Source organism: Streptomyces sp. CB01373, assembly GCF_002803075.1.
GTDB lineage: Bacteria > Actinomycetota > Actinomycetes > Streptomycetales > Streptomycetaceae > Streptomyces.
On record NZ_NNBK01000011.1, the window covers coordinates 150,935 to 165,565 of the forward strand.

Below are 14,631 nucleotides of genomic sequence, written 5' to 3' on the forward strand. Positions count from 1 at the left end.
GACCTCAGCTCACTGGCCGCTGTTGGTTTTCGATGTACTGGCGTACGACGGTCAGCGGTGCCCCGCCGCAGCTTCCGGCGAAGTAGGAGCCGGACCAGAAGTGGCCGCCCCACAGATACCGGCGCACGTGCGACTCGTACTCCTTGCGCAGGAGCCTGGCGGAGACGCCCTTGAGGGAGTTGACCAGCTTGGAGAGCTGGACCTTGGGCGGGTAGTACACCAGGAGGTGTACGTAGTCCTCTTCGCCGTTGAACTGTTTCAGCTCGGCTTCGAAGTCCTGGCAGACCTCGCGCATGATCTCTTCGCATCTGGTCAGCATGGCGTCGGTCATGGCCTCGCGGCGGTACTTGGTGACAAAAACCAAGTGGACGTGCAGGTTGTGGACGACATAACGGCCTGAGCGTATATCAGGATTTGGATTCCAGGTGACATAAACCAAATGCTACGGTGATCGCGTGGTCAGGGAACTTGCACTGGAGAAACGGCAGTTCGGGCACCGGGCCCGGCTGGCGCTGACTCCTACGCAGCTCCGGCTCATGGATGACCAGGCGCACGCTGCCCGTACCATGTGGAACCTCCTGCATGACTGGTGGACGATGCTCCCCAAGGAGCGCCGGAACCTGGCGGCTGCGGACGCGGCGATACGCCGGGCCCGCAAGGACATCGACTGGCTCGCCGTCCTGCCCGCCCAGGCCGCGCAGGCAGTCCTCAAGACGTATGTCCAGGCATGGAAGAACTGCTGGGAAGGGCGGGCGGAGAAACCGAACTTCAAGGCCCGCTTCCGCACGGCGATGTCCGTGGACATCCCCCAGGGCCGGGACCTGAACATCACCCGCGTCCACCGCCGCTGGGGCATGGTCAACATCCCCAGGATCGGCCGGGTCCGCTTCCGCTGGACCAAGAACCTCCCGGTCGGCAAGCGGGCCGACTCCGAGAACCGGATCACCGGAGCACGGCTGGTCAAGGACGCACTCGGCTGGCACATCGCCTTCCGCATCCAGAACCTCCAGCCCAAGCCCGAGCCACACACCGGTCCGGAAGTCGGCATCGACGCCGGGATCATCGTGCCGCTCGCTCTCTCCAACGGCGAGCGGTACGACCACGACGAGTGGACCTCCTCCACAGACAAACCGAACGCCTGGCTGACCGAGCAGGAACAGGCCAAGCTGCTCCGCCTGGAGCAGCGGGCCGCGCACCGCAAGCGCTTCCGCAAACGGGCAGAGCGCACCTCGAACCGCCTGCGGGCGACCTACGACCAGATCCAGGGGCTTCGTGCGAGAGCCAAGCGCAGGCACCAGGACTGGCAGCACCAGACCACCACCGAGATCGCCGCCAGGTACAGCGTGATCGTGGTGGAAGACCTGACCATCACGAACATGACCAAGAGCGCCAGGGGGACCGTCGAGGCCCCGGGGAGGAACGTCGCGCAGAAGTCCGGCCTGAACCGCTCCATCAGCCAGGAGGCATGGGGCCGGACCGTGACGATGCTGACGTACAAGGCCGCCCGCAAGGGCGGCACCCTGCACAAAGTTCCCGCACCCGGCACCTCCCAGCGCTGCTCCGCCTGCGGCTTCACCACACCGGGCAGCCGGGAGTCCCAGGCCGTGTTCGTGTGCAAGAACCCCGACTGCGGATGGGTGGGCAACGCCGACCACAACGCCGCCCGGAACGTCCTGCACCTGTACCGGATGGGCCTCGCGCTCATCCCGGCTGCCGGAAGGGCAGTCGTCAGGCGCGCTCGCCGCGTCAAGCCCGCCACCGCAAGGTAGGTGGGAATCTCCCCCGTTTACGAGGGAGAACACTTCAATTGGACAGCAACTGCTTCGTCGTTGGAAGTGACCCGGCGAGTCGGCCTCATCGCCAACGACATCACGGCCGAGAAGCCGAAGATCAAGGGGCTCGACGCCATCCACCTGGGGTGCGCGATCTTCGCCCGGGCCGAGATTTACGTATCGCGCAACTTCCGCGACTTCGCGCCCGGAGACGTGTGCAACGGCGTCTTGCTGCGCACGCCGTTCGAGTTCGGCGGCTCAGGGCTGTTCCCGGCCTCCGAGGTCGACTGACAGTGGGACCGTAGCAGGTGAGGTGCGGCCCGTAGGGTGCTCCGCATGAGCATCATCGGGGTCGGTATCGACGTGGCCGAGATCGACCGGTTCGCGGCGTCGCTGGAGCGGACGCCCGGACTGGCGACGCGGCTGTTCGTGGAGAGCGAGTTGCTGCTGCCCGGCGGCGGACGCCGGGGCATGGCGTCGCTGGCCGCCCGGTTCGCCGCCAAGGAGGCGCTCGCCAAGGCGCTCGGCGCTCCGGCCGGACTGCTGTGGACCGACGCGGAGGTGTACGTCGAGGACTCCGGCCGGCCGCGGCTGCGGGTGAGCGGCACGGTCGCCGCCAAGGCCGCGGAACTGGGCGTCCGCTCCTGGCACCTGTCCCTGAGCCACGACGCGGGCGTGGCCTCCGCCGTGGTGATCGCGGAGGGCTGACGCCCCCGCGTCACCGCTCCCGTCACCGGTCCGCGTGCGGGACCGGACGCATCCGGGGCAGACTCGACCGCATGCGTACCGCGTACAGCGTTGAGACGGTCAGGACAGCCGAGCGCGCGCTCATGGCGAGGCTCCCCGACGGCGCCCTCATGCAGCGGGCCGCCGCCGGACTCGCCGCAGCGAGCGCGGACTTGCTCGGGCGGGTGTACGGACGCCGGGTGGTGCTGCTGGTCGGCAGCGGCGACAACGGCGGCGACGCGCTGTACGCCGGAGCCCGGCTGGCCCGGCGCGGCGCCGGGGTGACCGCCGTGCTGCTCGCGCGCGGCCGCACCCACCCCGGCGGCCTCGCCGCGCTGCGCCGGGCGGGCGGGAGCGTGGCCCCGGACGGCGCCGCCGGGGAGGCGATCGACCGGGCCGACCTCGTCGTCGACGGCATCGTCGGCATCGGCGGCAAGGGCGGCCTGCGCGCCGACGCCGCGCCACTGGCCGAGCGCGCGGCACGCTCCGGGGCGGCCGTCCTCGCCGTGGACCTGCCGAGCGGGGTGGACGCGGACTCCGGGCAGGTGCTGGGCCACGCCGTGCGCGCCGACCTGACCGTCACCTTCGGCACGCACAAGCCGGGGCTGCTCGTCGACCCTGCCCGCGAGTACGCCGGCACGGTCCGCCTCATCGACATCGGCCTGGGCCCCGAGCTGCCCGCCGCACCCGAACTGGAGGCGCTCCAGCACGCCGACCTGGCCGCGCTGCTGCCGCAACCGGCCGCCGAGAGCGACAAGTACCGGCGCGGTGTCGTCGGCATCGCGGCGGGCTCGGCCCGCTATCCGGGCGCGGCCGTGCTCGCCGTGTCGGGCGCGCTGCGGGGCGGGGCGGGCGCGGTGCGGTACGTCGGCCCGGCCGGGCAGGCCGTCATCGCCCGCTTCCCGGAGACGCTCGTGTCCGACCAGGGCCCGCACAAGGCCGGCCGCGTGCAGGCGTGGGTGGTGGGACCGGGCGCCGGGGACGACGCGGCCACCGTCGCCGAGGTGCTGGAGACCGACGTACCCGTACTGATCGACGCGGACGGGCTGCGCCTGGCCGACCGAGACGCCGTACGCGCCCGTACCGCCCCGACCCTGATGACCCCGCACGCCGGGGAGGCCGCGGCCCTGCTCGGGGTGGCACGCGAGCAGGTCGAGGGCGCACGGCTGGCCTCCGTACGCGAACTCGCCGCCGCCTACCGGGCGACGGTCCTCCTCAAGGGCTCCACCACCCTCGTCGCCGACCCGGACGACGGCCCCGTACGGGTCAACCCGACCGGTACGTCCTGGCTCGCCACCGCCGGCAGCGGTGACGTGCTGTCAGGCCTGGCCGGTTCGCTGCTGGCCGCCGGTCTCCCCGCCCTCGACGCGGGCAGCGCGGCGGCCTATCTGCACGGACTGGCCGGCCGGATCGCCGCGCACGGCGCGCCGATCGGCGCCCACGACATCGCGGAGACCATCCCGAGGGCCTGGCGGGACGTACGGGACTGAGCCGCCAAGGGGGCGCGGCGGCGCGACCGGGGCCGCCACCGACCCGCTTCTCGAAGGGCCGTCCGGTGTCTCTGAGACACTGGGGGCGCGATGAACGACACAGCACACCCACAAACGGCGCCGCTGCGTGCCCGTGCCGAAATCGATCTGGCCGCCGTACGGGCCAACGTGCGGGCCCTGCGCGACCGCGTGTCCGGCGCCGCCGTCATGGCCGTGGTCAAGTCCGACGCCTACGGCCACGGCGCGGTCCCGTGCGCCCGCGCGGCCGTCGCGGCGGGGGCGACCTGGCTGGGCACCGCCACGCCCGAGGAGGCGTTCGCCCTGCGCGCGGCCGGTCTGCCGCCCGAACGGGTGCGGATCATGTGCTGGCTGTGGACACCGGGCGGGCCCTGGCGGGAGGCGATCGAGGCCGACCTCGACATGTCCGTGAGCGACCTGTGGGCGCTGGCGGAGGTCCGCGAGGCCGCCCGGCAGGCCGGCCGTCCCGCACGTGTGCAGCTCAAGGCCGACACCGGACTCGGCCGCAACGGCTGCCAGCCCGCCGACTGGCCCGCGCTCGTCACCGAGGCCGTGCGCGCCGAGGCCGACGGCCTGATCCGGGTCACCGGGCTGTGGTCCCACTTCGCCTGCGCCGACGAGCCGGGCCACCCCTCCATCGCCGCGCAGCTCGGCCTCTTCCGCGAGATGACCGCCCACGCCGAACAGCGCGGTCTACGCCCCGAGGTGCGGCACATCGCCAACTCGCCCGCCGCGCTCACCCTCCCCGAGACCCACTTCGACCTCGTCCGCGCCGGAATCGCCGTCTACGGCGTCTCGCCCAGCGCCGAACTCGGCACCCCGGCCGACTTCGGGCTGCGCCCCGCCATGACCCTGTCCGCCTCGCTCGCCCTGGTGAAGCACGTGCCGGGCGGCCACGGCATCAGCTACGGGCACCACTACCTCACCCCCGGCGAGACCACCCTCGGCCTGGTGCCCGTCGGCTACGCGGACGGCATCCCGCGGCACGCGTCCGGCACCGGGCCGGTCCTGGTCGGCGGCAAGTGGCGTACGGTCGCCGGACGGGTCGCCATGGACCAGTTCGTGGTCGACCTCGGCGGCGACGAGCCCGAGATCGGTTCCGAGGCCGTGCTCTTCGGCCCCGGCGACCGCGGCGAGCCCACCGCCGAGGACTGGGCGCAGGCCGCCGGCACCATCGCGTACGAGATCGTCACGCGCATCGGATCGCGCGTCCCGCGCGTCTATGTCAACGAGGAGCCGGACGGGGCAGAGGGCGGGGAGCGGGCCGCGCAGGACGGGTGACCCGCGCGGACACCCGGGCGCGGCACGGCGGCACCCACCGGGACCGGTGTCGGCCGCTGAGGCGAACAGCAGTACGGCGAAAAGAGGAGCGGTACGTGAGCGAGAGCAGTGCGGGGGCCGTCGCGAAGGCCGCCACGGCGGCCGTCGCCTCTGCCGCGGAGGCGGCGGGCGGCTGGCGGCGGGCGACCGGCATCGCCGGCGCGGCGCTAGGCGTGGTGGCGGCGGGCGCCGCCGCCGGGGTCGCCATCGAACGGATGACCGTCGGCCGCGGCATACGCCGCAAGGCCCGGCTCGCCCTGGACTCCGTGGGCCCCTACGGCGCCCTGCGCGGCACGCCGGGCAAGGCCATGGCCGACGACGGCACCGAGCTCCACTACGAGGTCGACGACATCGACCCGGACGCCACCGCGAACCTCGGCCCGCGCCGCCGGCGGCTCTTCGGCCGCAAGGCCCCCGCCCCCGTCACCGTCGTCTTCAGCCACGGCTACTGCCTCAGCCAGGACTCCTGGCACTTCCAGCGCGCCGCCCTGCGCGGAGTCGTCCGCACCGTCCACTGGGACCAGCGCAGCCACGGCCGGTCCGCCCGGGGCCTCGCCCAGAGCCGTGACGGCGTGGAACTGACCATCGACCAGCTCGGCCGCGATCTGAAGGCCGTCATCGACGCCGCCGCTCCCGAGGGGCCCCTCGTGCTCGTCGGGCACTCCATGGGCGGCATGACGATGATGGCGCTGGCCTCCCAGTACCCCGAGCTGATCCGCGAGCGGGTCGTCGCCACCGCCTTCGTCGGCACCTCCTCCGGACGGCTCGGCGAGGTCAACTTCGGACTGCCGGTGGCCGGCGTCAACGCGGTGCGCCGGGTGCTCCCCGGCGTGCTCAAGGCGCTCGGGCAGCGCGCCGAGCTGGTGGAGAGGGGACGGCGGGCCACCGCGGACCTGTTCGCCGGCGTCATCAAGCGGTACTCGTTCGCGGGCCGGGACGTCGACCCGGCGGTCGCCCGGTTCGCCGAGCGGATGATCGAGAGCACACCGATCGACGTGGTCGCCGAGTTCTACCCGGCCTTCACCGACCACGACAAGACCGAGGCGCTCGCCCTCTTCGCGGACATACCGGTGCTGGTCCTGGCCGGGGTGCAGGACCTGGTCACGCCCAGCGAGCACAGTGAGGCCATCGCCGGCCTGCTCCCCGAGGCGGAGCTGGTGCTGGTCCCGGACGCCGGTCACCTGGTGATCCTGGAGCACCCGGAGGTCGTCACGGACCGCCTCGCCGACCTGCTCGCCCGCGCGGGCGCGGTCCCGGCAGGCACTACCGTTGACGGTTATGGAAGCACCAGCAGCACGGCACATCCCTGACCCCGGGTCCGTCGAGATCACCGTCATCGCCCCCGAGCAGATGCGCGAGCTGGGCCGCCGGCTGGCCAAGCTGCTGCGCGCGGGCGACCTCGTGATGCTCAGCGGGGAGCTCGGCGCGGGCAAGACCACGCTGACCCGCGGCCTCGGCGAGGGGCTCGACGTGCGCGGCGCCGTCACCTCCCCGACCTTTGTGATCGCCCGGGTGCATCCCTCCCTGGGCGACGGCCCGCCGCTCGTGCACGCCGACGCCTACCGCCTGTCCGGTGGGCTCGACGAGATGGAGGACCTCGACCTCGACGTGTCGCTGCCGGACTCCGTGGTCGTCGTGGAATGGGGCGAGGGCAAGGTCGAGGAGCTGACCGACGACCGGCTCCAGGTCCTGATCCACCGGGCCGTCGGCGACACCACGGACGAGGTGCGGCACGTGACGGTGACGGGTATCGGGGACCGGTGGTCCGCCGTCGACCTGGGCGTTCTGACCGCCTGAGCGCCGCCCGGAGTTTCCGACAGGACGTCGGCAAATTCTTGCGCGGGGCGCTCCGGGCGTGGTCACATGGTGTTCAGCCCGTGGTTAGGCGCGCCTAACCACGTCCGCCCCCGGCCCCCAGGAGGCGTCCATGTCGGCCATGGAGAGCAACGAACACCAGCACCGGTACCAGTCGAGGCCCCGGCCGTACGCGGTGGGCGGTGTGTCCATGCGTGACCTGCTGGCCTCCTGCGCCGCCGCCGACGCCGTCTCCCGGCCGCCACGCGCCCCGGAGCCCGCGGACCCCCGCACGGTGGGGGAGCCCCGCGAAGCGGCGTAACCCGATCGGCTGACTTGCGGACGACTGACTTCGGCGGCGGCGTGCCCGGCGGACGGCGGGCTCTCACGGAAGGTCGGCTCCGGTGGTCGGCCGTCCGGTGCTGCGACCGGCTCTGGGGCGTGTTTCGAAAGTGCCGTCTGCCCCGCGGCGCCTGGCACGCACGCTCGCTGCGTTGTCGGGATCGCCCACGTACACCCAGTACGAGGGCGACCCTCCGCCTTGCGATCGCACGCACCAGACGCCGCGGGGCCCGCCCTCCGGGCGAACGACGCCACTTTCGAAACACGCCCTAGCGGATGACGACGACCTTCTGGCCGATGGTCGCGAACATCCACATCGTCTCGCCGTCCGCGCGGGACTCGCGGATGCCGCCGGTTTTGATCGCCGGGTTGGGCGTGGGCCAGGAGCCGTCCACCGCCGCGCTGAAACCGATGACCGCCCCGTCCGTGCTGGTGAACCGCACCACGTGCTCGACGGGGACGCCGTCGGTCCCGGTGATCGCCTTCGAACGGGACGCCACCGCGTAGGTCCCCGGCGCCGGGTGGACGTTGCCGGGGCTGACCCTGAAGGTGTTCTGGACCGTCCCGTCCGCGCCGACCAGCCACACCCGGTCGTCGTTCAGCGAGTACACGACCCGCTCGCCCGTTCCGGAGCCGCGGGGCAGGGCGTCCGGGCGCCGATTGTCGCGGGGCGCCTTGGACGCGCTCGCCGCGTGCGTCGCCTTCGGGCCGGGCCGGCCGGTCAGATTCCGCGGCACGGTCGCCTGCGCCTGGTAGGCGAGGAAGCCGACCGTGAGAACGGCCGCGGCGGTGAGCCCGGCCACGAACCCCGAACTGCTCCGTGCCACGGTCGTTCACCTCCGCATCGGTCGTACCAGCCGTCCCGCGGCGACCGTAGCAGCCGTGATCCGCTCGACCCGGGCGGCCGTGCCGGAGGCGCGGGAGCCGTAGGCTGTTTGCGTGCTCTTGCTCGCTCTGGATACCGCCACCCCCGCCGTCACCGTCGCCCTGCACGACGGATCGGCCGTCATCGCCTCCTCCAGCCAGGTGGACGCGCGCCGGCACGGAGAGCTCCTGCTGCCGGCCGTCGACCGGGTGCTCGCCGAGGCCGGGCTCAAGCTGGACGCCGTCACGGGCGTCGTCGCCGGCATCGGACCCGGCCCGTACACCGGCCTGCGCGTCGGCCTGATGACGGCCGACACCCTCGGACTCGCCCTCGGCGTGCCCGTGCACGGCCTGTGCACGCTCGACGGCCTCGCCTACGCCGCCGACGTCCCCGGCCCCTTCGTCGTGGCGACCGACGCCCGCCGCAAGGAGGTCTACTGGGCTCGCTACGCCGACTCGCGCACCCGGGTCACCGACCCGGCCGTGGACCGGCCCGCCGACATCACCGACCAGGTCAGGGGCCTGCCCGCGGTCGGCGCCGGCGCGCTGCTCTACCCCGAGACCTTCCCGCAGGCGCACGAGCCCGAGCACGTGTCGGCCGCCGCTCTCGCCTCACTGGCCGCCGAGCGTCTGGCCGCCGGGGAGGAGCTGCCCGCGCCCCGGCCGTTGTACCTGCGCCGGCCGGACGCGCAGGTGCCCAAGAACTACAAGGTGGTCACCCCGAAGTGACGGGACAGACGACGACCGGGTCCGCCCGGTGCGTGCTGCGCGAGATGCGCTGGTGGGACATCGACCCGGTGCTCGAACTGGAGAGGGACCTGTTCCCCGAGGACGCCTGGTCCCGGGGCATGTTCTGGTCCGAGCTGGCGCACTCCAGGGGCCCGGAGGCGACTCGGCGCTACCTGGTGGCCGAGGAGGACGGCCGGCTCGTGGGGTACGCCGGGCTGGTCGCCGCCGGCGGGCAGGGCGACGTGCAGACCATCGCCGTCGCCCGCGACCACTGGGGCACCGGACTCGGCTCCCGGCTGCTGACCGAGCTGCTGCGAGCCGCGTCCGCCTTCGACTGCACGGAGGTGATGCTCGAGTGCCGCGTGGACAACGTCCGCGCGCAGAAGCTCTACGAGCGCTTCGGCTTCGAGCCCATCGGCTTCCGGCGCGGCTACTACCAGCCGGGAAACGTGGACGCCGTGGTGATGCGCCTGTCCGACCCGGCAACCTCCGTCAACGGTGTACAAGGAACCGAGATCCATGACTGACTTGAGGGACGAGCCGCTCGTCCTCGGCATCGAGACCTCCTGCGACGAGACCGGCGTCGGCATCGTCCGCGGCACCACCCTGCTGGCCGACGCGGTCGCCTCCAGCGTCGACGAGCACGCCCGGTTCGGCGGGGTCGTCCCGGAGGTGGCCTCCCGGGCCCACCTGGAGGCGATGGTGCCGACCATCGAGCGCGCGCTGAAGGAGGCGGGGGTCAGCGCCCGGGACCTGGACGGCATCGCGGTCACCGCGGGGCCCGGTCTGGCCGGCGCCCTGCTCGTCGGCGTCTCGGCGGCCAAGACGTACGCCTACGCCCTGGGCAAGCCGCTGTACGGCGTCAACCACCTCGCCTCGCACATCTGCGTGGACCAGCTGGAGCACGGCCCGCTGCCGGAGCCCACGATGGCTCTGCTGGTGTCCGGCGGCCACTCCTCGCTGCTGCTGTCCACGGACATCACCTCGGACGTACGGCCCATGGGGGCGACGATCGACGACGCGGCGGGCGAGGCCTTCGACAAGATCGCGCGCGTGCTGAACCTGGGCTTCCCCGGCGGGCCGGTCATCGACCGGTACGCGAGGGAGGGCGACCCGGCGGCGATCGCCTTCCCGCGCGGGCTGACGGGTCCGCGCGACCCCGCCTACGACTTCTCCTTCTCCGGTCTGAAGACGGCGGTGGCCCGCTGGATCGAGGCCAAGCGCGCGGCCGGGGAGGACGTGCCGGTGCGTGACGTGGCCGCGTCCTTCCAGGAGGCGGTGGTGGACGTGCTGACCCGTAAGGCCGTACGGGCCTGCAAGGACGCGGGCGTCGACCATCTGATGATCGGCGGCGGCGTGGCCGCGAACTCGCGGCTGCGGGCCCTGGCGCAGGAGCGGTGCGAGGCGGCCGGGATCCGGCTGCGCGTGCCCCGGCCCAAGCTGTGCACGGACAACGGCGCGATGGTCGCGGCGCTGGGCGCCGAGATGGTCTCGCGGGGCCGCGCGGCCTCCGGCTGGGACCTGTCGGCGGACTCGTCCCTGCCCGTGACGGATCCCCATGTGCCGGGCACCGGGCACACCCACGACCATGTCCACGAGGTCAGCAAGGAGAACCTGTACCCGTGACAGTGGCGCTGATGTGGGAGGCGCGGGCGGTCGCGGGCCGCGGGGAGGACCTGCTCGCCTGGGCGCGGCGGCAGGAACTCGGCCGGCGGCCCCTGCGGCGGGAGACCTTCCGCGCCCCGCAGGACCGGGTGCTCGTCATCACCTGGTGGGACGCGGAGTTCACCGCCGAGCTTCCGGAACTCCCCGAGCCTCCGGGGGACTTGGTCACGCGGGCCGTGCATCGGTGGCGGTTCGAGCCGGTGGACGGCCAGGACGACTGATTGGCCTCCGGCCCCTCCGGTGGTCTATGATCATCACACGCAAGCGGCCAACTGAGGTTCGCAAGCAGTGCGTTGGTGGTCCAAGGAAAGACGTCCCGCTTCCTGCGGGGAGATGCAGGTGCAAGGCCTGCCCGGCGCTCGATGAAACCCCGCCCCCGGTTCTCCGGGGGCGGGGTTTTTGTTGCGGCCTACGCCCACCCTCCCGCTGTCTCGGTGAGTTGAGGGATCCCGTCCCCGGGGCTCCGCCCCCAACCCCGGCGGGGGCTCTGCCCCCTGCACCCCCGCTCCCCTCTCCTTCGGCTCAATCGCCGGGTGGGCTGTTTTTTTCAGCCCGTCCGGCGATTGAGGACGAGGCCGTTCAGGCCGAAGCGGGGGGCTGGGGGCGGCAGCCCCCAGGGGCGGGTCAGGGCGTCGGCGAGACTTCCGTCTCGCAGTGCAGACGGCGCTCCGCGCCGACCTCCCGTACCGGGCCCGTCAGGCTCAGGTGGGCCGTGTGGCGGACGTCCGACGCCGATGCGGCCAGGCGGAGTTCCAGGGCGCCCGGTTCGACCACGCGCCGGCCCGTGCGGTCGGTGAACGCGGACAGGTCCGCGTGGAAGCGGAAGGTCACCCGGCGGGACTCGCCGGGCTCCAGCTCCAGCCGCCGGTAGCCGATCAGGCGGACGTCCGGGCGGGTCACCGACGCCACCGGGTCGTGCAGGTACAACTGCACGACCTCCGCGCCGGCCCGGTCACCGGCGTTGCGCACGGTCACGGAGACGTCGTACGAGCCGTCCGTGCCGATCTCCGTGCCGGTCCCGATGACATCGTTGCCCTGGAAGTCCGACCACTCGAACGCCGTGTAGGACACCCCGTGCCCGAACGGGTACAGCGGGGTCGGGTCCAGGTTGCTCACCTCGCCCGCGAGGCCCAGCGGCGGCTGGAGGTACGTCCACGGCTGGCCGCCGGGCCCGCGCGGCACGCTCACCGGCAGCCGGCCCGAGGGGTTCACGCGGCCCGACAGGACGCCCGCGACCGCCGGGCCGCCCTCCTCGCCCGGGAAGAACGCCTGGACGGCCGCGCCGAGCCGGCCGTCCCAGCGGCCGAGCGCGTAGGGGCGGCCGGTGAGCAGGACGAGGACCACGGGGACGCCCGTCTCCACCAGCGCGTCCAGCAGCGCGCCCTGCACGCCGGGCAGCGCCAGGTCCGCCACGTCGCAGCCCTCGCCCGACGTGCCCCGGCCGAACAGGCCCGAGCGGTCGCCGAGGACGGCCACGCACACGTCGGCCTCCCGCGCCCGGGCGACCGCCTCCTCGAAGCCCGAGACGTCGGGCTCGGAGACGTCGCAGCCCTCCGTGAACGTCACCTTCGCGTCGGGCAGTTCGCCGCGCAGGGCGTCCAGCAGGGTGGGGATCTCGATGCCCATGGGCACCTCGGGGTGCTGGGTGCCCACGTGCGAGGGGAAGGAGTAGCAGCCCAGCATGGCCAGGGCGTCCGCCGCCCGGGGGCCGACGACCGCGATCCGGGTGTCGGGGGAGAGGGGCAGCACCCCGTCCGGGTTGGCCAGCAGCACCACCGACTCCTCGGCCACCCGGCGGGCCATGGCCCTGTTCTCCGCCGAGTCCAGGTCGATCGACTCGGTGGGGGTGTCCGCGGCCCAGTCCTCGTCCAGCAGGCCCAGTTCGCACTTCTGGAGCAGGACACGGCGGGCCGCGCGCTCCACCAGGGACTCCGCGACCGTGCCGTCCTGGACCGCCGCGACCAGTTCCTTGCCGTAGCACTTCAGCGTCGGCAGTTCGACGTCGATCCCGGCGGCCAGGGCCAGGTGCGCCGACTCGGCCGGGGTGCCGGCGACCCGGTGCAGGGTCCGCAGGAAGTCGATGGCGAAGTAGTCGGCGACCACCGTGCCGGTGAAACCCCACTGGTCGCGCAGGAGTTCGGTGAGCAGCTGCGGGTCCGCGGAGGCCGGGACGCCGTCCGTCTCCGTGTACGCGGCCATCACCGAGCGCGCGCCGCCCTCGCGCAGCGCCATCTCGAACGGCGGAAGCGTGACGTCGGCGAACTCCCGGGTGCCGGCCCGCACGGGGGCCAGGTTGCGGGCGCCCGCCGAGGAGGCGTACCCGGCGAAGTGCTTCAGCGTGGACACGATCCCCGCCGACTCCAGGCCCCGCACGTACGCGCTGCCGATCGTGCCGACCAGGTACGGGTCCTCGCCGGCGGTCTCCTCGACCCGGCCCCAGCGCGGGTCGCGGACCACGTCCAGGACGGGCGCGAGCCCCTGGTGCACGCCCACCGAGCGCATGTCCCGCCCGATGCGGCCGGCCATCTCCTCCACCAGCTCCGGGTCGAACGTGGCGCCCCACGCCAGCGGGACCGGATAGGCGGTCGCGCCCCAGGCGGTGAAGCCCGCCAGGCACTCCTCGTGCGCGACCGCCGGGATGCCGAAGCGGCCGGCCTCGGCGATCCGGCGCTGGGCGCGGGCCAGTGCCTGCGCGCCCAGCGCCGGGTTCACGGGGGCGGTGCCGAAGGAGCGGGTGAGCTGGCCGAGCCCGAGGGTGATCAGCTCGTCCCAGTCGTAGTCCGTGTTCATCTGCTCCTGGTGCGGGGCGACGCCTTCGCCGTCCGTCGCGGCGCCCACCCACACGCCGTAGAGCTGGGCGACCTTCTCCGCGAGGGTCATCCGGGACAGCAGGTCGTCGACACGGGCGGCGGCGGACAGGGCGGGGTCGCGCCAGGGGGCGGTGGTCATGAAACTCCTGTCGGGTCTGTCGCTGAGGGGGGATTCGGCTGCCGCCGGTCGGGCCGGGTCACTTGCCGCCCACGCCCATCAGGCCGCCCACGAGGGCGCGCCGGGCCACCAGGTAGACGGCGAAGATCGGGATGCCGGAGAGGACGACGGAGGCGAGCAGCGCGGGGATGTTCACTCCGAACTCGCTGACGTAGTTGAACAGTCCGAGGGTCAGCACGCGCGGGCCGTCGGACTGGGTGAAGATCAGCGGGAAGAGGAAGCCGTTCCAGGCCTGGAGGGCCGAGTAGACGACGACCGTGCTGATGCCGCCCTTGGACATCGGGATGACGAGCTGGAACAGCATCCTGGTGGGGGAGGCGCCGTCCAGTGCCATCGCCTCGTAGAGCTCCTCGGAGATGTCCCGCAGGGTGCCGGTGAGGATGAGCGTCGAGACCGGCATCGCGAACGCCGCCGTCGGCAGGATGACCGCGAGCAGGCTGTCGTAGAGGTTCAGCTTGGCGATCATCAGGTAGAGCGGCACGACGACCGCCTGCGCCGGGATCGCGACTCCGAGCAGGAACATGCGGAAGGCCGCCCCCGACCAGAAGCTGCGGGTGCGGACGGCGACGTAGGCGAGCGGGACGCACAGTACGAGGACGATGGCCACCACCGCCGCCGCGACGGTGATCGTGTTGGCGAGGAGATGGCCGAACCCGCTGTGCAGGACGGTGTTGTAGTTCTCCAGGGTCGGGTGCTTCGGCGGGTCCAGGGCGTTGCCCAGCGACTCGTCCTGCCGGGTCAGCGAGGTCGAGATCATCGCGTAGATCGGGATGATCACGACGACCAGCCAGATCACCGAGCCGAGGCCGGCCAGCGGGTTCGGGCGCCTGGTCCAGTGACGGCGGCGGTGCGCGGTGGCCGCGGTCACCCCCGCCTCGGGAGCGTCCAGCGGACGGCGCGGCAGCGTGTCGTGTGACATTTCG

At 72.9% G+C, this 14,631-nt stretch carries 16 protein-coding genes; 12 read left to right on the plus strand and 4 right to left on the minus strand.

Annotation, left to right across the window (positions count from 1 at the left end; translation table 11 throughout):
- Positions 1 to 4: 4 nt before the first annotated feature.
- Complete coding sequence (tnpA, locus tag CG719_RS18580; RefSeq protein WP_100569771.1) at positions 5 to 439, minus strand: IS200/IS605 family transposase; 435 nt, start codon at positions 437 to 439, stop codon at positions 5 to 7.
- A gap of 16 nt (positions 440 to 455) precedes the next feature.
- Between tnpA and CG719_RS18585 the strand changes: the two genes are divergently transcribed.
- The 8 genes from CG719_RS18585 (at position 456) to CG719_RS18620 (ending at position 7,442) form a co-directional block, all read left to right on the plus strand.
- Complete coding sequence (locus CG719_RS18585; protein WP_100569772.1) at positions 456 to 1,769, plus strand: RNA-guided endonuclease InsQ/TnpB family protein; 1,314 nt, start codon at positions 456 to 458, stop codon at positions 1,767 to 1,769.
- Positions 1,770 to 2,063 (plus strand): hypothetical protein, encoded by a 294-nt coding sequence (locus CG719_RS18590; RefSeq protein ID WP_159024892.1) that lies wholly within the window; start codon positions 1,770 to 1,772, stop codon positions 2,061 to 2,063.
- A 45-nt stretch (positions 2,064 to 2,108) separates the two neighbouring features.
- Positions 2,109 to 2,480, plus strand: coding sequence for a holo-ACP synthase (locus CG719_RS18595; RefSeq protein ID WP_100569774.1), 372 nt, complete (start codon positions 2,109 to 2,111; stop codon positions 2,478 to 2,480).
- A 71-nt stretch (positions 2,481 to 2,551) separates the two neighbouring features.
- Positions 2,552 to 3,988 carry an NAD(P)H-hydrate dehydratase gene (locus CG719_RS18600; RefSeq protein WP_100569775.1) on the plus strand — a complete coding sequence of 479 codons (1,437 nt, stop codon included), beginning with the start codon at positions 2,552 to 2,554 and terminating at the stop codon, positions 3,986 to 3,988.
- Positions 3,989 to 4,078: 90 nt separating this feature from the next.
- Positions 4,079 to 5,287, plus strand: coding sequence for an alanine racemase (alr, locus tag CG719_RS18605; protein ID WP_100569776.1), 1,209 nt, complete (start codon positions 4,079 to 4,081; stop codon positions 5,285 to 5,287).
- A gap of 95 nt (positions 5,288 to 5,382) precedes the next feature.
- Positions 5,383 to 6,636, plus strand: a complete 1,254-nt coding sequence (locus tag CG719_RS18610) for an alpha/beta fold hydrolase (RefSeq protein ID WP_100569777.1) — start codon at positions 5,383 to 5,385, stop codon at positions 6,634 to 6,636.
- Positions 6,605 to 7,123: a tRNA (adenosine(37)-N6)-threonylcarbamoyltransferase complex ATPase subunit type 1 TsaE gene (gene tsaE / locus CG719_RS18615; protein ID WP_100569778.1), complete on the plus strand. Its 519-nt coding sequence runs from the start codon at positions 6,605 to 6,607 to the stop codon at positions 7,121 to 7,123. Before CG719_RS18610 ends, tsaE begins: the two co-directional genes overlap by 32 nt.
- A gap of 130 nt (positions 7,124 to 7,253) precedes the next feature.
- Positions 7,254 to 7,442, plus strand: coding sequence for a hypothetical protein (locus tag CG719_RS18620; protein ID WP_199836680.1), 189 nt, complete (start codon positions 7,254 to 7,256; stop codon positions 7,440 to 7,442).
- Between the two features lie 289 nt (positions 7,443 to 7,731).
- On the opposite strand, the gene CG719_RS18625 is transcribed toward CG719_RS18620, so the two are convergent.
- On the minus strand, positions 7,732 to 8,289 hold the full coding sequence (locus CG719_RS18625; RefSeq protein WP_199836681.1) for a hypothetical protein: 558 nt from the start codon (positions 8,287 to 8,289) through the stop codon (positions 7,732 to 7,734).
- Between the two features lie 112 nt (positions 8,290 to 8,401).
- Here CG719_RS18625 and tsaB point away from each other — a divergent pair, with 112 nt between their 5' ends.
- Genes tsaB through CG719_RS18645 form a run of 4 tightly spaced genes read left to right on the plus strand, consistent with a single transcriptional unit; the run spans position 8,402 to position 10,941 of the window.
- A complete protein-coding gene (gene tsaB, locus CG719_RS18630; protein ID WP_100569780.1) occupies positions 8,402 to 9,055 on the plus strand; it encodes a tRNA (adenosine(37)-N6)-threonylcarbamoyltransferase complex dimerization subunit type 1 TsaB in 654 nt (217 codons plus the stop codon).
- A complete protein-coding gene (gene rimI / locus CG719_RS18635; RefSeq protein WP_324838210.1) occupies positions 9,052 to 9,582 on the plus strand; it encodes a ribosomal protein S18-alanine N-acetyltransferase in 531 nt (176 codons plus the stop codon). Before tsaB ends, rimI begins: the two co-directional genes overlap by 4 nt.
- Complete coding sequence (gene tsaD, locus CG719_RS18640; protein WP_100569781.1) at positions 9,575 to 10,681, plus strand: tRNA (adenosine(37)-N6)-threonylcarbamoyltransferase complex transferase subunit TsaD; 1,107 nt, start codon at positions 9,575 to 9,577, stop codon at positions 10,679 to 10,681. The genes rimI and tsaD overlap by 8 nt, the downstream gene beginning before the upstream one ends.
- Positions 10,678 to 10,941, plus strand: coding sequence for a hypothetical protein (locus tag CG719_RS18645; protein ID WP_100569782.1), 264 nt, complete (start codon positions 10,678 to 10,680; stop codon positions 10,939 to 10,941). Before tsaD ends, CG719_RS18645 begins: the two co-directional genes overlap by 4 nt.
- 403 nt (positions 10,942 to 11,344) lie before the next feature.
- On the opposite strand, the gene CG719_RS18650 is transcribed toward CG719_RS18645, so the two are convergent.
- Positions 11,345 to 13,669: a glycoside hydrolase family 3 N-terminal domain-containing protein gene (locus tag CG719_RS18650; RefSeq protein WP_100569783.1), complete on the minus strand. Its 2,325-nt coding sequence runs from the start codon at positions 13,667 to 13,669 to the stop codon at positions 11,345 to 11,347.
- A gap of 58 nt (positions 13,670 to 13,727) precedes the next feature.
- Positions 13,728 to 14,627, minus strand: a complete 900-nt coding sequence (locus CG719_RS18655) for a carbohydrate ABC transporter permease (protein WP_100569784.1) — start codon at positions 14,625 to 14,627, stop codon at positions 13,728 to 13,730.
- Positions 14,628 to 14,631 lie beyond the last annotated feature (4 nt).